Raw genomic sequence first — 25898 nt, forward strand, 5'->3', positions numbered from 1 at the left:
TTTATTACTTAAATACCACTGTTGGACGTTTTGCTGCATCTTCTAGAGATTTCAAATACGCATTATTAGGGTAATTTGCCTTTAATACTTCCATTGATTTCTCAGCCAGCTCAGGCATTTTCAAGATATCATAACTTCTAATCAACAGAACTAATGCATTCTCGATCGAATTACTTTGTGGGTATTTCTCAACAACAATTTTAGCGCGATTAATCGCGGCAACATAGGCTTCATGTTCAAAGTAGAAATTAGCAATGTTATATTCATACTCAGCAACGACATTATTAATATGCACCATACGACGCCTTGCATCTTCGGCATAAGACGCTTTAGGGCTTAAGATTACTGAGCGCTTTAAATCATTAAACGCTTGTAAGTATGATGCTGGATCATGTTGTGCCATGTCGTATGGCAAGCGACGTTGTAAGAACCCACGACCATTATCATAGTTAATCACACCCATCATATAATAAACATACCCCAAGTGTTTTGATGTTGGATAAGCACGTAAGAACTGACGAGCCAATCCTAATGCCATCTCAGGCTGCCCATCTTGATAATAGGAATAAATCAGCTCTAAGTTACCCATTTCAGTATAGCTTTGGAATGGATATTGTGAGTTTAATGACCTAAAGCTATCAATTGCTTTATAATAATCGCCATCTTTAACCTGCTCATGCCCTTTGGCATAAATATATTCAGCACTTTCGCCTTGATATGGCAATGCCTTAGTCGTTGTTGTTGAGCATCCTGCCATTAACAAAAGCGCACCCAAGCCGCTTAATGCCAAACTGATCTTTTTCATCGATTACCCTTTAATTTATTACCGCCTTTGTCATTTATTGTTTACAATGATGCACAATTTAACCGGCGTCTTGATAGGATTTTATTTGTGCCACATCATACCGTATCTAAAAACATTCAGCAAAATGTTATTGCACCTGAAAGCTGTGCGGGTCAACGTTTGGATCAATGTTTATCCAACGTTTTTAGTGATTACTCACGCTCACAACTACAAAAATGGCTAAAACAAGGCGCCATTCTTGTCAATGGTGAGATCAAAAAAGCCAAAGATAAAATCATTGGTGGCGAGGAAATATCACTTAATGCCACACTAGAGGATAAGAACCACTGGCAGCCAGAGGATATCCCGCTTGATATCATTTATGAAGATGATGATGTCATTGTTATTAACAAACCTGCAGGACTGACTGTTCATCCAGGGGCAGGCAACTTATCCGGCACATTATCCAATGCGCTATTAGCACATGATCCAGCATTTGCCAAAGTGCCACGCGCGGGCATTGTTCACCGACTGGATAAAGATACCTCTGGATTAATGGTTGCCGCTAAAAGTCTCAAAGCGCATGCATCACTTGTCGCTCAATTATCCAAACGTCAAGTCAAACGTGAGTATGAAGCAATTGCCATAGGTTATATTACCGTAGGCAGCACGATCAAAACCAAAATTGGCAGAAGCCCGCACAATCGTTTAAAAATGGCAGTGACCCCTACAGGCAAAGACGCCATTACCCACTTTGTGGTATTAGAGCGCTATCGTGCACATACACGCATTCGTTGCAAATTAGAAACCGGACGCACCCATCAAATTCGTGTACACATGGCACATATCAAAGCGCCATTAGTAGGAGATCCTGTTTATAACCCAAGGTTGAAACTCGCGCGTGGCTTATCTGATGAAGCGCAAGATGTATTAAAAGACTTTGAGCGCCAAGCCTTACATGCGTACAAACTAGCATTCATTCACCCCGTGAGTACTGAAGTAGTTGAATTTAGTGCAAAGCCTCCCAAAGACATGCAAAATCTCATCCATACACTACGTCAAGATGCTGAGAGCTTATATAGCTATGCAGAGGATGACTTTGATGATGATTATTTCGACTTCGCTGACGATTATGATGATTTTGATGATGAAGACTACGATGATGATGAAAATAAAGAATAAATGAAATCAAAATTAAGATAATACAGCATTTATCTTGAATAATGACAATCAATTAAAGGCATTACAAATATGACTCACATCAAACTCATCGTTGGTCTTGGCAATATTGGCAACCAATATGAAGGCACACGCCACAATGCTGGGCAATGGTTTTTAGAAGCAGTTGCCGATAAATTAAACTTAACACTAACAAATGATAGTAAATTTCATGGCGCCACAGCACAAACACAAATTGGCGCAAACAAGCTTTGGCTTTTATACCCACATACCTTTATGAATAAAAGTGGTTTAGCGGTATCTAAATTAGCTCAATTTTATAAGATCACCCCAGATGAAATCTTAGTCGCGCATGATGAGCTTGACTTACCTTGCGAACAAATTCGTCTTAAAAAAGGCGGAGGACACGGTGGGCACAATGGCTTAAGAGATATAGATGCATCTCTTGGCACACGTGATTATCACCGCTTGCGCATCGGCATTGATCACCCAGGGGATCGCAATAAAGTTGTGAGTTACGTACTAGGCAAACCATCGCTTGATGATAAAATTGCGATTGATCACAGCATTACACGTGCGATTTCTTATCTAGACGATATAATACAGGGCAATCATCAAAGTGTGATGAATAAGCTTCACCAGAAATAAAAATTAAATAAGAATTAAATAACAATAAAGTAAGGGTTTATCATGGGTTTTAAATGTGGCATCGTTGGACTGCCTAACGTTGGCAAATCAACACTATTTAATGCATTAACAAAAGCAGGCATTCAAGCAGAGAACTATCCATTTTGTACGATTGAGCCAAATGTTGGCATGGTTTCAGTTCCTGATCCACGTCTAGATCAATTGTCCAATATTGTTAATCCACAAAAAGTGATCGCGGCAACAATGGAGTTTGTTGATATTGCAGGGCTTGTTGCAGGTGCTTCAAAAGGCGAAGGTTTGGGGAATAAGTTCTTAGCCAATATTCGTGAAACTGATGCCATCGCCCATGTTGTACGTTGCTTTAATAATGATGATGTCGTACACGTTGCCGGACAAGTTAATCCAATTGACGATATTCAGACTATTAATACTGAGCTTTTACTTGCCGATATTGAAAGCGTTGACAAAACGATACAACGCGTACAGAAACTTGCTAAAAGTGCCAATAAAGAGGCTAAGATGCAACTTGAGTTCTACCAAAGCCTCAAAGAACATTTGGAGTCCGAGAAACCAGCGCGCAGCTTTGACTTTAGTAATGAGCAAAGCGCTTGGATCAAACAAACGCCACTATTAACAAACAAACCCACACTTTATATTGCTAACGTTGATGAATTTGGCTTTGATAATAATCCTTTATTGGATACAGTCATTGAGTTTGCCAAAGCAGATAATGCGGATGTCGTTGCTGTATGCGCTGCCATTGAATCTGAGATTGCTGAGCTTGATGAGGATGAAAAAATGGAGTTTTTAAGTGATCTTGGTTTAGATGAGCCTGGACTTAATCGTGTGATTCGCGCAGGATATAAACTATTACAACTACAAACTTACTTTACCGCAGGGGTAAAAGAGGTGCGTGCGTGGACTATTCCTGTCGGTGCTACCGCCCCGCAAGCAGCTGGTAAAATACACACTGATTTTGAACGCGGATTTATTCGCGCTGAGGTCATTGGCTTTAATGATTATATTGAACACAATGGCGAGAAAGGCTCCAAAGATGCCGGTAAAGCACGCTTAGAAGGTAAGGAATATATTGTTCACGATGGCGATGTTGTGCATTTTAGATTTAACGTATAGAGCTAAATATGGCTAATATGGTCATAATAATTTGCCATGCTATGTGTTACCCAGCTTTCTTTAACACTCATGAAAAAATATGAAATTCCAAAGTGGTGATAACCAAATGCTTGTGTCATATAGATAACTGGGTCAACAACATTCGCAACCCAAATATAATCAACCAGTTTATCTTTAAAGTATGCAACAAAGTCATACTGCCCAACGGCTGGTGCGGCAAAAGTAATCACAGATAAATGATCAGATTTTAGCTTATCATCTTCCGTCATTTTAGCTGAAAAAAGTGTTGCTACAGCGCCACCTAGACTGTGTCCAGAAATGATCACTTTGGTATTATTATCTACATTGCTATCCATCCAATCTAGAAATCTTTTATTTAGCATTATCTCTATCAAATATAGCTGAAAACCAGTATGCGCCCTTGTATTGGTTCCATTGAAAAAAGAAGGCACAACAAAAGTATCCAAAACCCAATTGGTTATATTATCACTTCCTCTAAAACTAATAATTACTGTATTTTCATCACTATTTTTAGCTACCAAAACTTGTGACCCCATGATATTACTTGAATAAGTTTGAACAGGGTAATTTTCATTTAAATGCCAATTTTTCTCAAATAAAGCGTAGTTTTGTTTGTGCCTTGCTAAGTCATAGCTTAAATCAAGCTTTAAGTCTGTATTTGAGATATTTTGTTCAATTTGTGCATTGTCAGAAAATAATTCTATTGTGAAACCTTGATCTTTTAAAAAATTTGCAGCTTTAACCTCTGTTGTTTTAGTTCTTTCATCAAAGTCAATATGATACAAGTAGGCTGCTTGCGCACCAGCTGCTGCTAACTTAAGGCGTGATGAATCAATATTTTCTGAAGAAAAAGATAGACCAAAAACCATCGCCAAACCTAGTGTCAAAATACCTTCTTTTTGCATACTCAATCTCTCATCATTTATTACTCATTAACAAATACATTATGAATAATAAATAACCAAAAATAAGTTTCAAATAGGTATTCTTAAGTATTAGGTTCGATACATTAATCTAATGCAGTCTGGGAAAAAGTGCTGTCAATCCACCTGCCATCATTTGAATAGCAATGGCCGCTAGAATAAGTCCCATGACACGCGATATCACTGATAATGCTTCTTCACTAAGAAAACGTGCAAGCTTAGGTGTATATTTTAATAACAACCAAAAAAATACTGCGGCTACCGCGCATATAATGCTTGCCATCAAAAATTGCCACAAAGTGAAATCATGTGCATGGGTAATAATAACCGCCATAGCGCCAGGGCCTGCAATCACAGGGATTGCCATTGGTACCACAGCTATAGACGGTTGTTTTTCATCATCTATCTTTTTCTCACCTTTCTTGTGTGTATGATTACCCCCTTGGATCATCGATAAAGCAATACGTAAAACAATTAGACCACCAGCCAATCTAAATGCGCCAATACTGATCCCAAAGAAATTTAAAATTGGCCAACCAATCCATAATGAAATCATCAAGAGTACAAAAATAGCAATGGCACAAATTTTAGCGGTTTTATTGCAATCCTGTTCATCTCTCCCCGTAATCAACCCAATATAAATGGCTAAGTTACCAATAGGATTCATAATTACAATTAACGCAATAGCGAAACTTAACATCAGCTTTCCTTACTCTCTCTTAATCTGTCTATCTTATTTAGCCTAGCTTATTGACAGAGTTTTTTCATTAAAGCATTCGATAAATTTATATTCAATGATTGTTTTAATGGCAGGGAAACTTAGTAGCTGTTACAATCACGCTATCTTTGGATTTGTTGATAACAAACAGACTTATGCAGGAAGTATTTAAAGTTTATTTTGCGCACCGCACTGTACAAGTGCTTTGGTTGCTTTTTTTTGCCTTTTTAGCCCTTAGTATTTTTATAGGCGTATTTGAGAGTCACTGGTGGTGGTTATTTTTACCGATTATTATCGCACCTTTTTATGAATGGTATGCCCATAAATATTTATTGCATGCCAAGCTTACTGAAAAGCACGGGACTTTCCGCAATTTCCAGATAAGACTACATCATGGGCATCATAAATATCCACAAGATGTTGAACTACTGTTTGCACCATGGTCAGCCATTATCTTGCATCTCATACAAACCTATATTTTATTTGCACTCATTACTTGGAGCTTTAGTGTCGCACTTGTGCCATTTACATTTGGCATTCTTTACTATCTATTCTACGAATGGATGCATTTAGCACATCACACCCCTACCTATCAACCCAAAACTCAGGTTGGACACAGATTAAAACGCGCGCATATGCGCCATCACTTTCATAACGAGAACTATTGCTGGGGCATTACTAACTATCTAGGTGACTTATGTTTTGGCACATTTAAAGAACGCAACGACGTTGCCAAAAGCGCAACGGCTAAACAAATCTCTGGGTATAACGAGTAAGATTAATGCAGCACAACCCACTTGCGGCTTAAGATATTGTATTTATTTAATTCTTGTTCATGAAACTTATTCATAAACTCACGATTATTAATCTCAGTGTTTAACTCTTTTTGCGCAAGACTAATTCCATAACGGCGACACCAACGCTTAACTGTCCATACTTGATAGCCCATCAATTCAGAGGCCTCAAGATATGAAACGCCTTGATCATGTAGATCTGTTAAAACTTTTTCAGCGGGTTTGCCATATTTTTTAAGAATATTTAACTCAAAGTTATTGCTATATTGATTTGGCATTTTGTGCTCCTATATGAACAATTCTCTCGATACAAGATCAATTGTTACATAGAACACTTGATCAATCCAATAAAATAAAATAATCAAGCACATAACAAAAAGCTATAGCTATCCTATTTATGCTTCCTGTATACATGAGTTAGCCATATGCCTAAATTACTGTAGATTGACTTTGTATATCCTCTAGCGTCTTTGCTAGATTGATTTTCAACTTATCCAGTGTTGCAATTAGCCCATTTTTTTCATCCAGATCCACACCAACCAAGATCTGCTCATAATGCTGTTTTACTGCTTTATCTAGCTCTTCCAAAACAGCAAGTCCACGTTTGGTAACAATAACGCATTTTGCACGACGATCACTCTCATGTGCAATGCGTTCAACAAGACCCTGATCACTCAAGCGATCGAGCACACGAATAAGATTCTGTGCTTCAATTTCTAGATGTCCTGCCAACTCAATTTGAGTAAGTTTTGGACGAAACCTTGCGTGCACTAGTACACGCCGATCTAAAACATTTAAGCCTAATTCTTTTGCATGAAAATTATAAATCTTACGGATTAATAATCCGGTATCACAAATCGCAAACTCTAATAGTTGCGTGGTCGCGTCTGACATGCTTAGCTTGTTATCCTTTGACGTTGTGCCTGAAGCTGGATTATAACAATGGCACTAGCGATTGTCAGCACTATTCCTACAAGTGTCAGCCAGTCATAACGATCTGCGAAAAAAAAGACACCAATAAGGGCCGCAAAAATAACATTAGCGTAATACAGCACAGAAAAACTCTGCGCCTGAATATAGCCTAATGCCAACACCAAAAGGTATTGTACAAAGAAAAATAACACACCAATTGCAACGAGTATTAAAAGTGCGTAAAGCGATATTGCTTGCCAGAAAGGAGTACTAACAACTCCAGCAATAATACTTGAAAATAAAAAGTAATAAAAAACAGTCGTCAAACCATTATCATAGCTTGAAATTTTACGCACCATAATAATTGATAGCGCCATAGATAAGCCAGCCCCTAATGCAACAATGGCGTAAGGGTTCATGATTTTAGCATCAGGCTTTAGAATCATCATAACACCAACAAAACCAACAATTAACGGCAACCATAATGCATGCTGAAACTTTTGTCGCATAAAAATAAATAAGATAAAGGGCACAAAAAATGGTGCTGTATTTGCTAACAATACACCATCGACTAATGGCACATGCATAATTGCAATAAATAGAAAATAGCTGATCCCCAAACTAAACACCGTTCTTGCTAAATGCTGCCATGGCACTTGTGTTTTTAATAAATTGACCTGCCATTGATGCTTTTTATAAAAGATAATTGGCAATATCAGAATTAACGCAACTAAACTTTGACTAAATACAATCACAGGTATACTTAATCCGATATTAAACTTCTTAATCAATGCTGCTTGAAATGCATAAATTAATGCACTTAACAGCGTGAAACTCACCCCTAAATAACTATTTTTCATTTGATTTAACTTAAATACACATTTAATAATTAATGATTATTATAATTTTTAATTTTAAAAACACAACATTTACATTTTAGCTAAGACTAAATATTCACCCACAAGTGCTCACCCCACCCTAAGCGTAAGTCGAAGCGATTCACTGAACATCTGTCGAAGTGGGTAATCATGCTTCATAGAGGCTTTGACTTACGCTCAGCCAACGCTTACACAATCAAAGTGGGCAGGAATATGGTCATAGCCTACATTTTAAATATAAAAAGGCGACTCACGAGTTATGGGTTATGGGTTATGGGTTATGGGTTATGGGTTATGGGTTATGGGTTATGGGTTATGGGTTATGGGTTATGGGTTATGGGTTATAGGTTATAGGTTATAGGTTATAGGTTATAGGTTATAGTGATTATTTTGAAGATTGACGCGTGAGTAACAACTGATTCTGCAGAGAAATTTTCTCTAAAGCCAAAATAATTTTATTATTCTGCTCAAGCAGCAACTGATTCTGCTGCGCCTGTTTATAAGCTAGATACAAACTATACTGCTGATATTTTGTTAGATCATCTGCATTTTTGTCCGCTTTAACAAACATATTGCTAAGCTCTGTTTGCAGTTGATCAATTTGTCCTTCATTGCCAACCGTTACTGGATAATTAATTTGTGCTGTTTGTGAAACGGCAACAGGATTCTCAGGCGTAATCGCTTGCGGCGCTTGTACACCTCTTAGCTGATCTTCCAAAGACATCGATTGATTACCTGGAGAAATAACTTTCATCCGGCTACCTGTTTGCGATGTGTCACTGACAATCGTTGCTTGCTGTTGAGTTTGCGATTCAGTCATAGCACTATGTGTTGGGCTAGCTGTTGACTCTGTTGCTGCAAAAACTGATGACACACTAAAAGCACTGACGGTTAAAAGAGATAAAATAATGCGTATTTTTGTCATTGTGATTGTGACTTTAATGAATAAACATAGCATCACCATAACTATAAAAGCGATAGTTGTCATCTATTGCATGGCGATATGCTTTTTTTATCATATCAATTGAAGAAAAGGCACTAACTAACATAATTAATGTTGATTTTGGTAAGTGAAAATTGGTGACCATTGCATCAATAACATGAAAGGTTTTCCCTGGATACAGAAAGATATCACTCTCACCATAAAATGCCTTTATCTGACCATTGCCATTAGCTGCCGCTGTTTCCAATGAACGCACTGAAGTTGTACCCACAGCAATTACACGCCCACCTTGCGATTTGGTTTTATTGATCTGATCACATACATTTTGTGGCACATCAATCAATTCACTATGCATAACATGCTCATGAATATCATCCGTTTGCACCGGCTTAAAGGTACCAGAGCCTACATGCAATGTGACATAAGCAATATCAGCACCTTTGTCTTTTATTTTTTGTAATATCTCTTTAGTAAAATGAAGTCCAGCAGTTGGTGCTGCAACAGAGCCAAGAAGCTCACTATAAACCGTCTGATATCGCTCTATATCAAAGGTTTCATCTTGGCGCTTGATATAAGGAGGCAGAGGCATATGACCATGCTCAGCCATTAACTGCCAAACATTGCCATCAATTAATTCAATATGATATAACCCGTCATTTTTCTCAATCACACGTGCTTTAATATCAGCGATCTCCACCACTGAATTCAGTTTAGGTGCTTTATTAGCGCGAACATGGCTAACAAAAAGCTTATCATTTACTACTTTTTCAATCAAAAATTCAAGTTTAGCGCCAGTTTCTTTCTGTCCAAAAAGGCGCGCTGCCATCACCCGTGAATTATTAAAAACAACCAAGTCACCTGCTTGTATATAATCAACAATCTCACTAAAAATATGATTAGTTAATGCTTGTTTTTGGCGATCAAGTACCAATAAACGACTTTGATCACGCTCTTTTGCAGGATAACGCGCAATAAGATGCTCAGGTAATTCATAATCAAAAAGTTCTGTTTTCACAAGTGTCACATCCTCTATAAACAATACAATTTAATGAGATAAATTTCTCAAGGGCGGGCGTATGCAATACGCCCCTACGCTTACATTTATCACAGGTAACTTTCTAGGGGCGTATTCATATACCCCTACGCTTATATTTATTACAGGCAGCTTTGCAAGGGTGTGTTGCATATGCCTCTACCGCTTACATTTATCACAAGCAACTTTGTAGGGGCGTATTGCATACGCCCTTGTATAAAACAAATAGCAATAAAAAAGGCGCCAATCCGGCGCCTTTTTTATTTGTTGGCTTTCGCTAATTGATAATTAAGCGTTAGCAACTGCTTCAATTGAAACGAATTGACGATTTAAAGGACCACCTGTGTGGAACTTAACAACGCCATCAGTCGTTGCAAACAACGTGTGATCACGACCACAACCAACATTAACACCAGCATGGAATTTTGTACCACGTTGACGTACTATAATTGAACCTGCTTTAACAGTTTCACCACCATAGCGCTTAACACCTAGGTACTTAGGATTGGAATCGCGACCGTTACGAGTACTACCGCCTGCTTTCTTATGAGCCATGTTTTATACTCCTTAAATTAACCTTGAATTGCTGTGACTTTTACCGCAGTGTAATACTGACGATGACCTTGACGTTTCATGCTGTGCTTACGACGACGAAACTTGATAATCTGAACTTTCTTATGACGACCTTGCTCAACGATTTCAGCAACCACTTTAGCACCATCAACAACAGGACTGCCAACTTTGATCTCATCGCCATTTTGCAACATCAACACATCAGTGAACTCAATCGTTTCACCAACGCCTTTTTCAATTTTTTCTAGCTTAAGTACACCACCTTCTTTGGCTTTGTACTGCTTACCGCCACTTTTAATAATTGCGAACATAATATTCTCCGAATGCTCAAGCTGACATAATGCCGCTTGACTTTTTGTTATCATAATTTAAAGCGCTTTTTAAAAAGCTCGCAAATTCTATTGTTTTTTGTAGCAAATAGCAATATTCATGGCTTAATAAATTCAACAATATTGCCTGAGGGGTCTTTTGCATAACAAGATAAAGTACCATCACGATGTTGTTTCAACTTGCCAAGACTTTCTGCATTTTCAGAATTAAATGCAATATGTGGTGGATGCTGGTGTGGCACAACAAAGGCAAGCTTTATATTTTGAAACTCAATCATTGCCCACGTATCATCCTGATAAATGAGTTTGGCATTAAAGTGCGACAAATACCATGTAAGTGTTTGCTCTAAGTCTTTGACCACAATGGCAACATGATCAATTCTATCCATTTCATCGCCCTTTACTTATAAAATCATACGTTTAGTATAAAAACTATTTAAGCAATAGCCAACACTCCGTTAAAAGTTCTGTATCCGCCACCTCATGATCGAAATTGTAATAGCAGAATATACAAGGCAAATCAGCACAAACCATTTTATAGTATTTCTATCATTGCCTTACGCCATTCTTGTTTAAATTGACAATGTATTGTACAATTTGAATCACTTATAAGCAGAGCGAGTATAAATATGGAAAAAGTAACCTATTCAAAATGCCGAAACAATCTAGCCTCGATGATTAATAAAGTAAATGATGATCATGCTCCGCTATTAATTACCAGAGAAAGAGGAAAAGATGCCGTTTTAATGTCGCTTGAGGATTATAACGCTTACAATGAAACACTTTATCTGATGAGCTCACCTGAAAATGCAAAACAACTTAATAAAGCAATTCATGATTTAGAGAAGATGAAAAATGTTATTCAAAGAGACCTAATGGAATGATCCTATGTTGGCATAGTCTTGCTTGGGAACAATATCTATATTGGCAAGCACATGACAAAAAAATAGTAAAGTCCATTAATAGACTTATAAAAGAAATCATGCGTGACCCTTTCAAAGGAATTGGCAAACCTGAACCGCTAAAGCATAATCTACAAGGTTGGTACTCTCGAAGAATTGATTTGACGCATAGACTTGTTTATAAAGTTGAAGGTAACAATTTACTTATCGCCCAATGCCGTTTTCACTACTAAATCAACAATACTCTAACTGCCAATTAATGTACTAAGCTCATCAATATTTTTTGCACAAAGCCTAGTAACAGATAAAACTTTGTCTCTCTGAGCATGTTCAGTATAAGCAATAAACTCATCAGCAATACCAGCATTATAAAGCTCATAGTCGGTAAAACCATCGCCAACAATTACGGTTTTTCCAGTCAATTGATCTTGGATTTTTGTAGCACCAGTGACTTTTGAATCACAAAAACCATTGTCATTATTTAAGCCATCAAAGTATCCATTTTCATCCCAGTGTAAATTCACCGCAAAAACGCGTGATGCTGGAATACCCAGATACTCAGCAAAAGGCAAAATAAGTTCACTAAAACCACCACTAATAATCCACACTTTGACATTATGCTGATGTAATGTTTCGATTAATTCCTTGATACCAACAGTTAATGCACTAGGACAATACTGAGTAATAAACTCATTGACTGCGGCCTTTGTTGGCTTTGCTACTTTTAAACGCGCCTCCAAACTATCACGAAAACTCATCTCACCATTCATACCGGCATTCGTTAAGGTTTCAATTTGCTGTATTTTAGACTGATCCCCTTGAAGCAGCTCAGCCATGATAACTTCTAGTGATTCAAAATGGATCAGCGTTGAATCAAAATCAAAAATCACATTATTGTACTTACACATAGTGCACCGTCCGTTTTATTAATTTTTAGCTGGATGCAAAATAGTAGGTTTTAAAAACCGCGGATCTTTTTGCTTATAATCCAGCGTAAAATGAAGCCCTCGACTTTCCTTTCTGCGCATTGCAGACTCAACCATCAATTCAGCAACTAACACCAGATTTCTAAGCTCTAACAAATCAGCAGTTACCGTAAAATCAGAATAATAGTCAAATACCTCCTGGCGCAACAGCTTAATCCGATGCATTGCGCGCTCCAAGCGTTTGTTACTTCTAACAATCCCCATAAAGTCCCACATGCAACGTCTGATCTCACGCCAATTATGGCGAATAAAAATCTCCTCATCCGAGTCCATGACGAGTGCATCATCCCAGCGGGGAATATCTGACATTGGTATTAATTTTGAGAGATTTTGTTTAATATCATTAGCCGCAGCAAAAGCATATACAAGACACTCTAATAACGAATTACTTGCCATGCGATTAGCGCCGTGAAGTCCTGTATAAGTTACCTCTCCTGCAGCATACAATCCAACAACATCGGTACGTGCCTTATTATCAACCATCACACCACCACAAGTGTAGTGTGCCGCTGGCACCACGGGAATCTGATCTTTGGTCAAATCAAGTCCATATTTTAATAAATTTTCATAAATCATCGGAAAGTGTTCTTTAATAAATGCCTCTGGCTTATGGGTAATGTCCAAGTAAACACATTCTAAACCATATTTTTTCATCTGCAGGTCAATAGCGCGTGCAACAACATCACGAGGGGCCAGCTCAGCACGCTCATCAATCTCAGGCATAAAACGCTTACCATCAGGCAAACGCAAATATGCGCCTTCACCACGCAATGCCTCACTTAATAAAAATGATCCTGCTTGAACGTGATATAGGCAAGTCGGATGAAATTGATTAAACTCCAAATTTGCCACGCGACAGCCCGCGCGATAGGCAATGGCAATGCCATCGCCACTAGAGACCACGGGATTAGTGGAATATTGATAGACGCGTGAGGCACCTCCTGATGCCAAGACAACAGCACGTGCACCAAAAGTTTCAATCTTGTTTGACTTAAGGTTTAACGCGTAAGCCCCAACACAACGTTGTTGCTGTAAAATCAAATCAACGACATTGTAATATTCATATACTTTTATATTCGGGTGATTTTTAACTAAAGCCGTTAACGTCGTTTGTACTTCTTTGCCCGTAGCATCCGCAGCATGCAAAATTCGACGATAAGAGTGTCCTCCTTCCATCGTTAAGTGGTAATAATTTTCATGCTCACTATCTAACGTAAAGTGCACGCCTTGATCAATCAACCATTCAACACATGATTTAGCATTCTCAACAGTAAAACGCACCGCTTTTTTATCACATAACCCATCACCTGCAATAAGGGTATCTTTAATATGCGCCTCTAATGAGTCCCCTTTGTCCATCACTGCAGCAATTCCACCTTGTGCATAAAGGCTGGAGCCTTCACCCAAGGCGGATTTACACAATATCGCCACGTTACAATCATCCGCTAAATTAAGTGCGGCTGTTAACCCCGCGGTACCTGCTCCGACAATTAATACATCTGTTTGCTCAAGCATGTTAAATCATTCGCTATTACGTCAAAACTTAGGCGATTATACGTGATTATAAGCTCATGTGTTAATATATACCGCTCAACTTCATATCCCTAACCCAAAATTAGATCGCGACGCCATGATCGCGGCAAGTGCAATTACTCATGGAATGACTCTGGTAACACGTAATATCATTGATTTTAAAGATATGAGCGTAGCATTAATTAACCCTTGGGATGAATAACAAGTATAAACAATAGTTAAGCGCCTAAATAATAGTTTCATTAGTAAGTATAGATATCCGAGTCAAGCTCAAATATGATCGCTCAATGTTTTGCTGTCATTTTTGGATTTGATCCAAAAATCAAAAAAATACCTGATGTAATGAATCAAGAGTAAGTTGCGTTTCAATCCCCTCACCCGTGCAGCTTGAGCTGCACGAGCAATCCCACAAGGGGAGAGGTGCTAGCTGGTGCAACTTATTTTTGTGAGTTCTCACCTAACTCAAAATATCTACTGGTACGTGTTTCTGGCATTTTATAAATCACTGCCAAAGTAATGATTGACGTAATAATCAAATAATAACAAGGCGCATAATGTGAGCCTGAAACATCTACCAGCATTAATGAGATCATCGGTGTTGTGCCCGCAAATAAGGCATTTCCTACATTATAAGCTGCTGACATCCCGCTATAGCGGCATTCCGTTGGAAAAAGCTCACTAATTGCCACCTGAAACGATGCTGTCATCGCTGCCACTAATAACGCAAAAATCGACTCAGCAATTAATATCTGAACAATGCCACCGTAATTAAGCCAGATAAACATTGGATAGGCAAGAATGAGTAATAAGAATATCGGGACGTTTAGCATTACTTTGCGCCCCCACAAATCGGCAAACCAGCCAAACAATGGCGAGAACACAGCATAGACAACAGATATAACAACAGTAATCCACATCACAATACTGACATCTAAATGGCGCGTTGCGATAAAGTTATTCGGCAAAAAAGTTGCCATCATATAATAAGCAATACCGATGTAACCGGTTAACACAAACACCCATACAAGCGGCATCTTGGGACCCTTTAGCGCCGTCATTAATGGGTTTTTTAAGGCTTTTTTTGACTTTTTTACTTCTTCAAAAAACGGCGACTCACGCACTGAATGCTGCAGGAACATTGAGGTTAATGCAAAAATAAATCCAATAAAAAATGCCACACGCCACCCATACGCAAGCATTTGTGCTTTGCTAAAAACTGTGGCTAACACACCAACCACTACCGCACTTAGGATCGTACCAACTTGTGATGACATTGCCGCTAAAGCTGTTGCAAATCCACGATATTGCTTTGGCGCACTTTCAGCAAGCATAATTAAAACGCCAGTATACTCACCACCAACCGAAAAACCCTGAATCATGCGCGCTAAAATTAAAATAACTACCGCCCAAATACCGAAGCTATTATACGTTGGCATAATGGTCATAATAAACATTGGAATACACATAAGACCAATACTAAGTGTGATCGCATAGCGTCGCCCTAGTCGATCACCAATAGAACCCAAGACAAAGCCGCCTAGTGGACGCATAAAATAACTCGCCGCAAAGATACCAAAAACAGTAATCAAACCGACAGTTCTATTTTCATCCGGAAAAAATAAAACACTTAAGTAAGTCGCCAAATAACCATATAAACTAAATTCAAACCATTCTAAGGCTGCACCCAAGGTCGTAATCGCAACCGTTTTTTTGGTACTTGCTTGCTTTATCTTTTCCATATATTTTGCTATCCCGTTAATTACCTTTTTTTCCTGTCCCGTGCCGAGTCTAACAAACTTCTAAAGATTAATTAACGGATTTCCTATTATTTATTCCGGCTTAAGTACTGCACTCGGCGCTTAAGCACAACAAATTCCTTTTCTGGCGTTAAAATACGATCAAATTGTGCTTTAGTTTTCAGACACACGGCTTCATCTAATTCAATCAGTAAGTCGTTTACACTTTGCAATTTAATTTGCAATTCACACACTTTCTCTAGGTAGTAGAGTAAATAAAGCGCCTCATAGATCGTTTTACCAGTTGTTAATAAGCCATGATTACGTAAAATCATGACTTTTTTACCCTGCAAACTTTGAACAATTTCATGGCCTTCATTTGCTAATGCAAGCCCATTGTAATCATGATAGGCAACATCATTATAAAAGCGTAACGCTTGTTGATTACAAAACAGTAACCCCGATTTCAGTGATGATACCGCAACACCATAAGTGCTATGGGTATGCATCGCACTATGAATAGAGCTGCTTGTTTTGTAAATCTCAGCATGAATATTAAAAGCTTGCGGCATGACCGTATAACCATCTTGTGATAATACTTTGCCATTTAGATCAACTTTAACTAGATTATCCACGCTCACTTCTTCAAAAGGAACATTATGTGGCGTAATCAACACCGCATTTGATTGTGGTATACGCACACTTAGATGCGTTGCCAATAAATCATCCCAACCATAATGGTAAACAATATGATGACTTACCGCGAGATCCTCGCGCAGTTGCTGCTCTAAATTAGTCATCTTAAAGCGTTATCCTTATTGCTCTAAGCTCATCAATGAGGCATTGCCACCTGATGCAGTGGTATCAATACTAATCGTGCGCTCAACAGCTAAGCGATGTAAGTAGAAGGGTCCCCCAGCTTTAGGTCCTGTACCTGATAGACCTTGACCACCAAAAGGTTGTACCCCAACAACTGCACCAACAATATTGCGATTAACATAAATATTGCCAACACGAATATGTTTTTTAAAGAAATTAACGGTTTCCTGAATACGACTATGCACACCAAACGTTAAACCATAACCAGTTGAGTTAATATCTTTAACGACCTTTTCAAGTTCAGTCGCTTTAAAACGCACAATATGAAGAACCGGACCAAATACTTCACGCTTAAGTGCATGGATACTATCGATCTCAAATACCACAGGGTAAATATAATTTCCTTTCTCAAGCGCCTTATCTTGACTAACTTCATGCACAAGCTTTGCTGATTGGCGCATATTATCGATATGTGCTTTTAGATTAGCTTGCGCTTCCTGATCAATCACAGGACCGACATCGGTTTCAATAAACGCTGGATCATGAACCTTTAATTCATCCATCGCACCCTTAAGCATGGTGATAACATTATCCGCAATATCTTCTTGTAGGTATAAAACGCGCAGTGCTGAACAGCGTTGTCCTGCACTGTCAAAAGCCGAAGATACCACATCACGCACTACCTGCTCAGGCAATGATGATGAGTCAACAACCATTACGTTTTGCCCACCTGTTTCAGCAACAAATGGCACAATCGCACCTTCTTTGGCTGATAGCGTTTTCTGAATGATTTTGGCTACTTCAGTGGATCCTGTAAAGATCACACCAGCAACACGTGGATCTTGTGTCAACGTACTGCCAACTTCTTCACCTGTGCCTGGCACAAATTGTAATACTTCTTTAGGAATACCTGCTTGATGCAGCAATTTAATCGCTTCATAGGCAATAATAGGTGTTTGCTCAGCAGGTTTAGCAACCACTGTATTTCCAGCAGCTAAGGCGGCTGTTACCTCACCTAAGAAAATGGCCAATGGAAAGTTCCACGGACTGATGCATACTACAGCACCGCGACCATGTAAGCTAATTTGATTAAGCTCACCTGTAGGGCCAGGCAACGTTTTAGGTGCTGAGAATTCAGCACGCGCTTGTGCGGCATAATAACGACAAAAATCAACCGCTTCACGAATCTCATTAACAGCATTTGCCAAGGTTTTACCTGCTTCACGTACCGCAATTGCCATAAATTTTGGCATATTTTCTTCTAATAAATCCGCACACTTATCCAAAGCGTCAGCACGTTTTTCAGCTTCAACCAGACTCCAAGCGTCAAATGCATTATGTGCAACTTCCATTGCTTTTTCAGCCATTGCCTTGTCGGCATGATAAACTTTGCCAAATATTTGATTATTTGCTGGGTTAAAAATATTTTCCGCAGTAAGCTTTGAAGTATCAATCCCTTTTATTAAAGGCTTAGCAACATAATCATCGCGATCAAATTGACTCATTTGTAATGCCAATTTTTCTAATGCGCGTGTGTCATTTAAGTTATAACTTTTTGAATTCATTCTTTCTTCTCCAAACATATTCACAGGTAAAGCAATTTGTGGATGCGCTTTAAAGCCTAGACGCTTTGCTTTTTCAACAGGGTCTTCAACCAAACTTTCAATCGGTGTCTGCTCATCGACAATACGGTGAACAAATGATGAATTGGCACCATTTTCTAATAGGCGCCTGACCAAGTAAGGCAGTAGATGTTTATACGTCCCCACTGGCGCGTAAATACGACATGGGATATTATAATTACCCTCACCAACAACATGATCATATAGTGCATCACCCATGCCATGTAAACACTGGAACTCATAATCACGATAATCTCCTGCTAATTGCATAACCAATGCTGTTGTATAGGCATTATGCGTTGCAAACTGTGGGTAAATATGTTTGCTATTGGCAAAGAGCTTTTTAATACAAGCCTGATACGAGACATCGGTATAACATTTTTGCGTAAATACAGGATAACCCTCGAGTCCCTCAACTTGCGCATGTTTAATCTCAGAATCCCAATAAGCGCCTTTGACTAAACGAATCATAAATCGATGTCCTGTGCGCTCAGCCAAGTCAATCAAATAATCAAGTACAAAACTGGCACGTTTTTGATACGCTTGAACGACAATACCAATCCCTTCAAAGCCTTGCAAAGATGTCTCATGCGCTAAACGACTCACCAACTCAAGTGATAACTCTAAGCGCTCAGTTTCTTCAGCATCGATATTTAACCCAATATTATAGCTTTGTGCTAACTCAACTAATTTTAATAATTTAGGATACATTTCAGCATGCACACGATCTGCTTGTGACACTTCATAACGTGGATGCAAAGCAGATAATTTAACTGAAATCCCAGGATTTGTGCGCACACTGTTTTTGGTCGCTGAAAATCCAATGGCATCAATCGCCTGACGGTATTCATTATAGTAATATTCAGCATCGGCTTTAGTTGTTGCCGCTTCACCCAACATATCATACGAATAGGTAAAGCCCATCGCTTCTTTTTCTTGGGCGCGCTTTAGTGCTTTATCAATCGATTCACCCATTACATATTGCTGGCCAAGAACTTTCATTGCATGCATTACCGCACGACGCACAACTGGACGCGAGCGCTTATCTAAGAAACCTTTTAGTACGCCTTTGAATTTATTCTGATATTGATCTGGCTTTAATATTTTACCGGTTAACATCAAACACCACGTTGCGGCATTCACAAATAGATACTCACTATCGCCAACATGCTCATGCCAATTAGCACTCGTTAGTTTATCTTTAATGAGCTTATCTGCCGTGTGCTTATCTGGAACACGCAATAAGGCTTCTGCCAAACACATCAGTACAATCCCTTCATCACTTGAAAGATCATACTTCGTCATAAAAGCATCTAATCCGCTCTTACTCAAACGTGTTTCACGTACACTTGCTACCAAACCACTGGCAATATCCTGCACAGATAAACGCTCTTTATCTGTGAGTGCAGCTTGCTTGGCAAGCTTCTCTACAATCATCTGTTCATCACACAGCCAGTGCTTTGATACCTCTTGCATCAAGCTGGATTGATCAAATTTATTATTTCTATCTAAAATCATCGTTAATTCCTGAGAAGGCAAATTTATATTACTTGCTTGCTGTTGAGCTGTTTGTTTTTTAACGGTTAAAATCTTATCAACCATCATTTGATGCGCTTCATCTGCCGGTTTTGATTTAATAAACCAGTTAAAAAGATCCTGATCCTCACATTTAAGCAATGCATGAAATGCCTCTTTTTCAGCTTGAGCTGCTGCCAAATAAGCAAACTCAATATATGGCGAAAGAATAAGGTCTAATTCAAGCATACCTCTTCTTGCCGCCCAGCGTAGGCGCGACAAAACCTCTTGATCTATCGCATTCTCATTTTCGTTTTCAACAATCATCGTTCACCCCTTAGCCACAACATAAAGACTCACGGCATGGTAGCATAAAAAATAAAAAAAACGTAAAGAAAACTAGCGATTCAAAATGCTTGTAATTTTTATCAAACTTTGACACTGCCATTTATCAAAGGCATGCTATTATTGTTATAGAATTTGCTAAGCCTCATCTAAGGATAGAAGGAAATAAATGAGTATATTTAATCTTATTGAATTACATACCTTTTTAATTATATGTGAAATTTTAATTTTAATCGTTGTCGTGCGCATGGTTGCGGAGAAACAAAAACCAACCAGCATGATGGCATGGCTTCTTGCCATTATTTTAATACCCTATGTTGCCGTGCCTTTTTATTTTATTTTTGGCATTCGCAAACGTAAGCGCAAACGCCACAAACATGAATTTAATTTACGTAAAATTGATCACGTCGACACTTACAACCCACACCCCATTCGTACAGTATTGATTAACCAGGATATTCCAGCACCTACCAGCAACAATCACTTTGAGCTTTATCTTGATGGCATTCATGCCTATGAGGCACTTATTAATCAAATTCATAAAGCTAAAACAAGTATCTATATCAGCACTTATGTTTTTCAAAATGATCACGTAACCTTAAGACTCCTTGCCTCATTGACTGAAAAAGCCAAACAAGGTGTTACGGTGAAACTCTTAATCGACTCTCTAGGCTCCTATCGCGTGTATTTCAATCAGCGTATTTTTAAACGCTTACGTAAAGCTGGGGGCAAAGTGTGTTTCTTCATGCCAATTATTCAAATGCCTTTTCGTAATTATATTAACTTTAGAAACCATCGAAAAATTTATCTATTTGATAATTATACTGTACTGACAGGTGGTATGAATTTAGGAGATGAGTACATGGGACCCACTCTTTGCAATAAGCGCTGGGATGACATCTTGTTTAAAATACAAGGGCATGCCGTTTGCCATTTTCATAACATCTTTGCTTCCGACTGGGAGTATTCAGCAAAAGAGCATCTTGATCCAATGAAAGAGGTTTGCTTGAAAAAAGACTATGGGCAAAACTTAATTCAAGTGGCTCCCTCAGGGCCTGACATCCCTAATGATGCTCTATATGACTCACTGATTGCAGGCATCTATGCCACACAAACACGCATCTGGATTGTGACTCCTTATTTTGTACCATCCGATTCGTTGCTTGAAGCGCTACAAATTGCCTATCATCGCGGCGTTGATGTCAAGCTTATCACCCCAAAAGTGTCCAACCACTTAATTGCTGATTTAGCGCGTAGTAACTTTATGCGCCAACTTGCAAAAACGGGTATCGAAATCGCTCTATTTGACAAGAAAATGATTCATGCAAAAGCCGTTTTATTTGATGATAAAGCAGTTATGCTTGGTTCCGTAAATCTCGATAATAGAAGCTTATTTTTAAATTATGAAGTCGTGACCTATGCTTATGAAGCGCCCATTATCAAACAAATTGATCAATGGATGAGTGAGTTTTTAAAAGATGCTGACAAGACATTGCCAGCACCATCAAAAGCACGTAAGTTAGGGGAAAGTATGGTTAAAGTTTTATCCCCTTTATTATAATTATGTTTAAACCACCACAAATTACCCTAAGCTGTGAGAATCAGGTTAAATCTCCCTTCACGCCTGATTTTTTTAGTATCTTGAGCTGGAATATCTATAAAATTAATCATAAGGATCCCTTTGAATTCCAACACTTTATCAAAAGCTTACAACAAGCATATAATCTTCACTTTTATTGCTTACAAGAGGCAAAACACACTGATAGCACGAGTTTCCCATTAGATGGATTTTGTCTACATTTTGCACCCAACTTACAGCTTAAATCACACGCCTACGGTGTGATGACGGCAAGCAGTATTATGAGCCATAAAGCACAGCAAATCTTATCCAAAAAAACAGAAGTTCTCTTTAAAACACACAAGTCAAGCCTTGCCAATCACTATGTTTTTGCTGACAACACGCCACTGATCATCATTAATGTACATGCGATTAATTTTAATAATTCACGTATTTATGCAGAAGAAATTCTGCAATTGCATGACTATCTTGCCGAGTATCAAGACGCTGCCGTTATTATTGCCGGTGATTTTAATAGTTGGAATAAAAAGCGTAATTCACTCATTCATGAATTTTGCCATGCGCTGAACTTAACACAAGCACAATTTGAAGAAGATAAACATATCAAGCGCTTTGCCAAACATCCGCTTGACCTTGTGATGTATCGTAATCTTAATTGCCAATACGCCACGGCAATCGAGAGCCGTAAAATCTCAGACCATAATCCATTATTACTTAAATTTAGCCGAGGTTAAGGATTATAATGACGCCAACTATGCATACGCTGTGTTTCAGAATAAGCTTTGTCACCTCTCCTATGTAATGCCATTATGTAATGCCATTTTATTGTACTGATTGCATCCCAATTACACCATATGGCATTGGTACATCTTGAACCTCAATCCCAACAGAATCACTCGCAGTTTTCAAAAGCGTCTGCTGTGTCGCAGGATTATACGTTAAGTAGACACCATTTGTAGATGTTAAATTTATCGTTGCAAATTCTTTTTCAACACCCAGCGCAATGAAATGGGCATAACCCACAGGCGGAGGTGCTAGATTGTTTTCAGTAATAACAATTATAAAACCTTTAAAAGGCAAAACTTGCTTAACCGTTTGATTGGTAAAGTTTTCATTCCTTGGTGAAGTTAGACTAGGTGTTGAAGGAGTATACTTATAAATCACAATTGAAGATGCATACGGCAATACTAAGAAATTTTCTGTTGCACTGTCAGGAATAATTTGCGGTGGATAAACTAGATTAGCTGAAGGTGTTAACGAAAGTACCTCTGTTGCAGTTGATAATGAGATAGTCTGACTATTTAACGATAAAGAAACAATACTTGCTAAGCCAGCATTTGTCGATAGAAAAATTAATGCTTTTGTTGTGCTTTGATTACTTTGCAAATCAATTGGCAAAATATAACTATTGGTAATATTGGCTATCTGCACCAAATTAGAGCCTGTTGAGATTTCTGTGCCTACATTGTTATAAAGCCACGCTTGAATCCAATTAGATGTATCCTTAGTAATTGCAAGTGCGTATATATTATTATAGTCATCTACTAACTTCATATTGATTAGCGTCTTATCAACTGGTAACAATGCACTATAGCCAAGAGATAAAATCATCATACATAGGCTTAATAGTTGAGTTATTCTTTCTATTAAAATATTGATCATAAAGCAACTCCTTTCTCAACTATGGTACAGTTTGCCAATTATTATTTGGAGGCGGTTTATTAGGTGCAATAGAGTCCTTGTAATTCACATTTGCAACATATTTCGTACCTAAATAAGTAACTTGGTCATCTTTATAATAACGCACTTGATTATTATAGGTAGGCGCTGTGTTCTCAGGAATGATAATACGCCAGCGATTTTGTTGATTCTGATAGGGGTTGTTACTTGTTGATGAGATATTAACAAACACCTGATTATCATAGCTAATTTGTAAACCTTTGGTATAAACAACATTTGAGTCATAAGTTAAAGGGGAACTATCTTGTGGCACCACGCGCCAACGTCCATTTTGTTGAAATGGATTTTTGTTGGATGAGCTTTTTGTAATATTAACAAAAGTAAAACCATTATACGTCACCATTTCCCCTGGGTTATAAACTTGATTTTGCCAAGCACTTGCGCCAAATTGTGCAACTGCCCATTTATTATTAGGTGGTGCGCCTACATTTAGCCCATTATTAGCAGTTGCTACATACTGCACACTATTTTGGGTGATAATATCCCCTTTATAATATTTCACATCAGTATTCCAGTTAGGGTATGTGCCACCAGGAATGACCAAACGCCAATTATTTGGGTTACTGTACGGGTCTTTATTGTTGCCACTATTAATAGCAGAAGTTGAAACAAAGACTTGTCCATCAAAGGTAATATAACTTCCCTTTGGATATTGCTTACCTGAGTCATAATCAGGAAGCGGATTATCCTCCTGTCCTAATACATTCTGCCATGTTAACAATGAAAAATCTGATGGTGTGGTTTTAAGGGTATCTAAGGCAATACTCGTATGCCAAGCATTAACTGTCGAAGTGTCATATAGCAATAAACTCCAATTCCATACGCCATCATCTAAATTCCAACCTTGCTCCAACCTATATGTACCATTATCTTCAAACTTTAATGAATAACTTCCTCCTGCAGCAGGACTAAGCACTACCTCTTTCCCTGTTGTTTCAATAGTTCCTGAGTTATCAATAGCAACAGTTCCAAAAGAACCAGCTTGTCCATCGGTTAACCCACCGGTTCCTGAGATTTGTTGTGCGACATTAAGATTAGTTAAAATAACCGTTGGGATATTAATATTTTGCGTCGTTTGTGGTGTTAAATCATTCTCCTGACGATATTGGCTCGGAGCATTAACAACTGCGACATAATCTGCTTGATGCCCTGTTTGCGCAGAAATCTCCATAGTCACATGATATTGCAATACCGCAGAAGCATTGTTTAATGCAACACTATCTGGAAACACTGCATCATTTAAATCTGAATTTACAGCACTTGTTACCGTGACACTTGAACTGCCTGAGCTATAATTTTTAACACTTGAAAGAAGTGGGGTATTGGTATAAACATAATCATGCGCCTCTAAAGTTTCTTTTAGCGACAAAAAAGCACTATTACGTGAGTTGTTATAATTTTCAATGGCTTGATTCTGGACAACACTGGTTTTTAGCATATATAAAATTGAGCCAGACAGTATTGAGACTACTGCAACAATAATTAACGCAATAAGTAATACGCCACCGTGTTGATTATGTTTATTCTTATACATAGCTAGCTCATCAAAATAATCCATACCACACAAAGTATAGATCAGTCGCTATTATTTTTCCTTGTGATTTTAGAAAAAACATCAGAAGTTTTTACTATAAATCCTATGTCAGAAAGCAAAAAGGCTCCCTAAGGAGCCTTTTGAATTGGTATTGTTTTGCGATGTACCATCGTCTTTTAACGTCGAATAATTTGGCGGTGTCCTACTTTCACATGGCGAATGCCACTTGTAACGGATTAGCAAGTGGCCGATTTGAAAAAATACAGGACGTATTTTTGATAAATACACTATCATCGACGCTAACTGTTCTCACTTCTGAGTTCGGAATGGTGAAGCGGGAATACAAATAGCATCGCTATTTGCCGCTGAACGCCATTTGCTACGGCTAAGCTAATGGCTGGCTTTGATAAAAATACAAGGAAGTATTTTTGAAAAGCTCAGGTGGAATAATATGCTTGGCAATGTCTTACTTTCACATGGCGAATGCCACACTATCATCAGCGCTAAATCGTTTCACTTCTGAGTTCGGAATGGAATCAGGTGGAGCCGATTTGCTATCGTCGCCAAGCAACTTGTAGGTTCTCTAAAAACCTCTAACAATCTATCATAGAGTAATAACCAAGTCTCTCGGGCAATTAGTACTGGTTAGCTTCATACATTACTGCACTTCTACAGCCAGCCTATCAACGTCGTAGTCTTCAACAACCCTTCTAGGGGA

26 protein-coding genes and 2 rRNA genes are annotated in these 25898 nt (G+C 38.3%); 8 read left to right on the top strand and 20 right to left on the bottom strand.

Annotation, left to right across the window (positions count from 1 at the left end):
• Nucleotides 1–4: 4 nt before the first annotated feature.
• Entirely contained in the window at nucleotides 5–805 is an 801-nt protein-coding gene (locus IE867_RS07900; protein WP_192484188.1) for an outer membrane protein assembly factor BamD, read from the bottom strand.
• 87 nt (nucleotides 806–892) lie between these two features.
• Here IE867_RS07900 and rluD point away from each other — a divergent pair, with 87 nt between their 5' ends.
• The 3 genes from rluD to ychF all read left to right on the top strand — a co-directional run bounded on the left by rluD (nucleotide 893) and on the right by ychF (nucleotide 3745).
• On the top strand, nucleotides 893–1966 hold the full coding sequence (gene rluD, locus IE867_RS07905) for a 23S rRNA pseudouridine(1911/1915/1917) synthase RluD (RefSeq protein WP_192484189.1): 1074 nt from the start codon (nucleotides 893–895) through the stop codon (nucleotides 1964–1966).
• 69 nt (nucleotides 1967–2035) lie between these two features.
• Nucleotides 2036–2611 carry an aminoacyl-tRNA hydrolase gene (gene pth, locus IE867_RS07910; protein ID WP_192484190.1) on the top strand — a complete coding sequence of 192 codons (576 nt, stop codon included), beginning with the start codon at nucleotides 2036–2038 and terminating at the stop codon, nucleotides 2609–2611.
• Nucleotides 2612–2653: 42 nt separating this feature from the next.
• Nucleotides 2654–3745, top strand: a complete 1092-nt coding sequence (gene ychF, locus IE867_RS07915) for a redox-regulated ATPase YchF (RefSeq protein ID WP_192484191.1) — start codon at nucleotides 2654–2656, stop codon at nucleotides 3743–3745.
• Nucleotides 3746–3747: 2 nt separating this feature from the next.
• Here ychF and IE867_RS07920 read toward each other — a convergent pair whose 3' ends face one another.
• Both IE867_RS07920 and IE867_RS07925 read right to left on the bottom strand, forming a co-directional pair.
• Nucleotides 3748–4671, bottom strand: coding sequence for a lipase family protein (locus IE867_RS07920; protein WP_203249772.1), 924 nt, complete (start codon nucleotides 4669–4671; stop codon nucleotides 3748–3750).
• Between the two features lie 109 nt (nucleotides 4672–4780).
• Entirely contained in the window at nucleotides 4781–5389 is a 609-nt protein-coding gene (locus IE867_RS07925; RefSeq protein WP_192484193.1) for a MarC family protein, read from the bottom strand.
• Between the two features lie 173 nt (nucleotides 5390–5562).
• Here IE867_RS07925 and IE867_RS07930 point away from each other — a divergent pair, with 173 nt between their 5' ends.
• Nucleotides 5563–6183, top strand: coding sequence for a sterol desaturase family protein (locus IE867_RS07930; RefSeq protein ID WP_192484194.1), 621 nt, complete (start codon nucleotides 5563–5565; stop codon nucleotides 6181–6183).
• 2 nt (nucleotides 6184–6185) lie between these two features.
• Here the strand turns inward: IE867_RS07930 and IE867_RS07935 are convergent, their stop codons facing one another.
• The 8 genes from IE867_RS07935 to IE867_RS07970 all read right to left on the bottom strand — a co-directional run bounded on the left by IE867_RS07935 (nucleotide 6186) and on the right by IE867_RS07970 (nucleotide 11258).
• Nucleotides 6186–6479 carry a hypothetical protein gene (locus IE867_RS07935; protein WP_192484195.1) on the bottom strand — a complete coding sequence of 98 codons (294 nt, stop codon included), beginning with the start codon at nucleotides 6477–6479 and terminating at the stop codon, nucleotides 6186–6188.
• Between the two features lie 151 nt (nucleotides 6480–6630).
• Entirely contained in the window at nucleotides 6631–7095 is a 465-nt protein-coding gene (locus IE867_RS07940; protein WP_192484196.1) for a MarR family winged helix-turn-helix transcriptional regulator, read from the bottom strand.
• A 2-nt stretch (nucleotides 7096–7097) separates the two neighbouring features.
• Nucleotides 7098–7973, bottom strand: coding sequence for a DMT family transporter (locus IE867_RS07945; protein ID WP_192484197.1), 876 nt, complete (start codon nucleotides 7971–7973; stop codon nucleotides 7098–7100).
• 403 nt (nucleotides 7974–8376) lie between these two features.
• Nucleotides 8377–8916: a hypothetical protein gene (locus IE867_RS07950; RefSeq protein ID WP_192484198.1), complete on the bottom strand. Its 540-nt coding sequence runs from the start codon at nucleotides 8914–8916 to the stop codon at nucleotides 8377–8379.
• A gap of 13 nt (nucleotides 8917–8929) precedes the next feature.
• Nucleotides 8930–9949 (bottom strand): tRNA preQ1(34) S-adenosylmethionine ribosyltransferase-isomerase QueA, encoded by a 1020-nt coding sequence (gene queA, locus IE867_RS07955; protein ID WP_192484199.1) that lies wholly within the window; start codon nucleotides 9947–9949, stop codon nucleotides 8930–8932.
• A 306-nt stretch (nucleotides 9950–10255) separates the two neighbouring features.
• Nucleotides 10256–10522 (bottom strand): 50S ribosomal protein L27, encoded by a 267-nt coding sequence (gene rpmA, locus IE867_RS07960; protein WP_117003213.1) that lies wholly within the window; start codon nucleotides 10520–10522, stop codon nucleotides 10256–10258.
• Between the two features lie 17 nt (nucleotides 10523–10539).
• Complete coding sequence (gene rplU, locus IE867_RS07965; RefSeq protein ID WP_192484211.1) at nucleotides 10540–10851, bottom strand: 50S ribosomal protein L21; 312 nt, start codon at nucleotides 10849–10851, stop codon at nucleotides 10540–10542.
• A 116-nt stretch (nucleotides 10852–10967) separates the two neighbouring features.
• A complete protein-coding gene (locus tag IE867_RS07970) occupies nucleotides 10968–11258 on the bottom strand; it encodes a VOC family protein (RefSeq protein ID WP_192484200.1) in 291 nt (96 codons plus the stop codon).
• Nucleotides 11259–11498: 240 nt separating this feature from the next.
• On the opposite strand from IE867_RS07970, the gene IE867_RS07975 reads away from it, so the two are divergent.
• Nucleotides 11499–11753 (top strand): type II toxin-antitoxin system Phd/YefM family antitoxin, encoded by a 255-nt coding sequence (locus IE867_RS07975; protein ID WP_119329533.1) that lies wholly within the window; start codon nucleotides 11499–11501, stop codon nucleotides 11751–11753.
• Nucleotides 11750–12004 (top strand): Txe/YoeB family addiction module toxin, encoded by a 255-nt coding sequence (locus IE867_RS07980; RefSeq protein WP_119329534.1) that lies wholly within the window; start codon nucleotides 11750–11752, stop codon nucleotides 12002–12004. Before IE867_RS07975 ends, IE867_RS07980 begins: the two co-directional genes overlap by 4 nt.
• Nucleotides 12005–12016: 12 nt before the next feature.
• Here IE867_RS07980 and IE867_RS07985 read toward each other — a convergent pair whose 3' ends face one another.
• The 5 genes from IE867_RS07985 to putA form a co-directional block, all read right to left on the bottom strand.
• Entirely contained in the window at nucleotides 12017–12679 is a 663-nt protein-coding gene (locus tag IE867_RS07985) for an HAD-IB family phosphatase (protein WP_192484201.1), read from the bottom strand.
• A gap of 18 nt (nucleotides 12680–12697) precedes the next feature.
• A complete protein-coding gene (nadB, locus tag IE867_RS07990) occupies nucleotides 12698–14272 on the bottom strand; it encodes an L-aspartate oxidase (protein ID WP_192484202.1) in 1575 nt (524 codons plus the stop codon).
• A 455-nt stretch (nucleotides 14273–14727) separates the two neighbouring features.
• Nucleotides 14728–16029, bottom strand: coding sequence for an MFS transporter (locus IE867_RS07995; RefSeq protein ID WP_192484203.1), 1302 nt, complete (start codon nucleotides 16027–16029; stop codon nucleotides 14728–14730).
• An 86-nt stretch (nucleotides 16030–16115) separates the two neighbouring features.
• Nucleotides 16116–16826 (bottom strand): class II aldolase/adducin family protein, encoded by a 711-nt coding sequence (locus tag IE867_RS08000; RefSeq protein ID WP_192484204.1) that lies wholly within the window; start codon nucleotides 16824–16826, stop codon nucleotides 16116–16118.
• Nucleotides 16827–16841: 15 nt separating this feature from the next.
• Nucleotides 16842–20309 carry a bifunctional proline dehydrogenase/L-glutamate gamma-semialdehyde dehydrogenase PutA gene (putA, locus tag IE867_RS08005; RefSeq protein WP_192484205.1) on the bottom strand — a complete coding sequence of 1156 codons (3468 nt, stop codon included), beginning with the start codon at nucleotides 20307–20309 and terminating at the stop codon, nucleotides 16842–16844.
• A 187-nt stretch (nucleotides 20310–20496) separates the two neighbouring features.
• Here putA and cls point away from each other — a divergent pair, with 187 nt between their 5' ends.
• Both cls and IE867_RS08015 read left to right on the top strand, forming a co-directional pair.
• A complete protein-coding gene (cls, locus tag IE867_RS08010; protein ID WP_192484206.1) occupies nucleotides 20497–21888 on the top strand; it encodes a cardiolipin synthase in 1392 nt (463 codons plus the stop codon).
• Between the two features lie 2 nt (nucleotides 21889–21890).
• On the top strand, nucleotides 21891–22640 hold the full coding sequence (locus IE867_RS08015) for an endonuclease/exonuclease/phosphatase family protein (RefSeq protein WP_192484207.1): 750 nt from the start codon (nucleotides 21891–21893) through the stop codon (nucleotides 22638–22640).
• An 88-nt stretch (nucleotides 22641–22728) separates the two neighbouring features.
• Here IE867_RS08015 and IE867_RS08020 read toward each other — a convergent pair whose 3' ends face one another.
• The 4 genes from IE867_RS08020 to IE867_RS08035 all read right to left on the bottom strand — a co-directional run.
• A complete protein-coding gene (locus IE867_RS08020; protein ID WP_192484208.1) occupies nucleotides 22729–23568 on the bottom strand; it encodes a hypothetical protein in 840 nt (279 codons plus the stop codon).
• A 19-nt stretch (nucleotides 23569–23587) separates the two neighbouring features.
• The gene (locus tag IE867_RS08025) at nucleotides 23588–25180 is read right to left on the bottom strand and encodes a hypothetical protein (protein ID WP_192484209.1); all 1593 of its coding nucleotides are present in this window, start codon (nucleotides 25178–25180) and stop codon (nucleotides 23588–23590) included.
• A 453-nt stretch (nucleotides 25181–25633) separates the two neighbouring features.
• A 5S ribosomal RNA gene (rrf, locus tag IE867_RS08030) occupies nucleotides 25634–25748 on the bottom strand.
• Nucleotides 25749–25794: 46 nt separating this feature from the next.
• A 23S ribosomal RNA gene (locus IE867_RS08035) occupies nucleotides 25795–25898 on the bottom strand; the annotation flags it as partial.

It is taken from the genome of Cysteiniphilum marinum, from assembly GCF_014857925.1.
GTDB lineage: Bacteria > Pseudomonadota > Gammaproteobacteria > Francisellales > Francisellaceae > Caedibacter > Caedibacter marinus.

What these genes read in the sequence shown, in the direction of transcription:
- IE867_RS07975 (WP_119329533.1), top strand. Translation starts at nt 11,499, where the DNA reads ATGGAAAAAGTAACCTATTCAAAATGCCGAAACAATCTAGCCTCGATG.
- IE867_RS07980 (WP_119329534.1), top strand. Translation starts at nt 11,750, where the DNA reads ATGATCCTATGTTGGCATAGTCTTGCTTGGGAACAATATCTATATTGG.
- IE867_RS08015 (WP_192484207.1), top strand. Translation starts at nt 21,891, where the DNA reads ATGTTTAAACCACCACAAATTACCCTAAGCTGTGAGAATCAGGTTAAA.
- IE867_RS07985 (WP_192484201.1), bottom strand. Translation starts at nt 12,679, where the DNA reads ATGTGTAAGTACAATAATGTGATTTTTGATTTTGATTCAACGCTGATC.
- ychF (WP_192484191.1), top strand. Translation starts at nt 2,654, where the DNA reads ATGGGTTTTAAATGTGGCATCGTTGGACTGCCTAACGTTGGCAAATCA.
- IE867_RS07995 (WP_192484203.1), bottom strand. Translation starts at nt 16,029, where the DNA reads ATGGAAAAGATAAAGCAAGCAAGTACCAAAAAAACGGTTGCGATTACG.
- rpmA (WP_117003213.1), bottom strand. Translation starts at nt 10,522, where the DNA reads ATGGCTCATAAGAAAGCAGGCGGTAGTACTCGTAACGGTCGCGATTCC.
- nadB (WP_192484202.1), bottom strand. Translation starts at nt 14,272, where the DNA reads ATGCTTGAGCAAACAGATGTATTAATTGTCGGAGCAGGTACCGCGGGG.
- IE867_RS07940 (WP_192484196.1), bottom strand. Translation starts at nt 7,095, where the DNA reads ATGTCAGACGCGACCACGCAACTATTAGAGTTTGCGATTTGTGATACC.
- IE867_RS08025 (WP_192484209.1), bottom strand. Translation starts at nt 25,180, where the DNA reads ATGTATAAGAATAAACATAATCAACACGGTGGCGTATTACTTATTGCG.
- IE867_RS07900 (WP_192484188.1), bottom strand. Translation starts at nt 805, where the DNA reads ATGAAAAAGATCAGTTTGGCATTAAGCGGCTTGGGTGCGCTTTTGTTA.
- IE867_RS07950 (WP_192484198.1), bottom strand. Translation starts at nt 8,916, where the DNA reads ATGACAAAAATACGCATTATTTTATCTCTTTTAACCGTCAGTGCTTTT.
- IE867_RS07970 (WP_192484200.1), bottom strand. Translation starts at nt 11,258, where the DNA reads ATGGATAGAATTGATCATGTTGCCATTGTGGTCAAAGACTTAGAGCAA.
- cls (WP_192484206.1), top strand. Translation starts at nt 20,497, where the DNA reads ATGAGTATATTTAATCTTATTGAATTACATACCTTTTTAATTATATGT.
- IE867_RS07920 (WP_203249772.1), bottom strand. Translation starts at nt 4,671, where the DNA reads ATGCAAAAAGAAGGTATTTTGACACTAGGTTTGGCGATGGTTTTTGGT.
- IE867_RS07945 (WP_192484197.1), bottom strand. Translation starts at nt 7,973, where the DNA reads ATGAAAAATAGTTATTTAGGGGTGAGTTTCACGCTGTTAAGTGCATTA.
- putA (WP_192484205.1), bottom strand. Translation starts at nt 20,309, where the DNA reads ATGATTGTTGAAAACGAAAATGAGAATGCGATAGATCAAGAGGTTTTG.
- pth (WP_192484190.1), top strand. Translation starts at nt 2,036, where the DNA reads ATGACTCACATCAAACTCATCGTTGGTCTTGGCAATATTGGCAACCAA.
- IE867_RS08000 (WP_192484204.1), bottom strand. Translation starts at nt 16,826, where the DNA reads ATGACTAATTTAGAGCAGCAACTGCGCGAGGATCTCGCGGTAAGTCAT.
- rplU (WP_192484211.1), bottom strand. Translation starts at nt 10,851, where the DNA reads ATGTTCGCAATTATTAAAAGTGGCGGTAAGCAGTACAAAGCCAAAGAA.
- IE867_RS08020 (WP_192484208.1), bottom strand. Translation starts at nt 23,568, where the DNA reads ATGATCAATATTTTAATAGAAAGAATAACTCAACTATTAAGCCTATGT.
- IE867_RS07925 (WP_192484193.1), bottom strand. Translation starts at nt 5,389, where the DNA reads ATGTTAAGTTTCGCTATTGCGTTAATTGTAATTATGAATCCTATTGGT.
- IE867_RS07930 (WP_192484194.1), top strand. Translation starts at nt 5,563, where the DNA reads ATGCAGGAAGTATTTAAAGTTTATTTTGCGCACCGCACTGTACAAGTG.
- IE867_RS07935 (WP_192484195.1), bottom strand. Translation starts at nt 6,479, where the DNA reads ATGCCAAATCAATATAGCAATAACTTTGAGTTAAATATTCTTAAAAAA.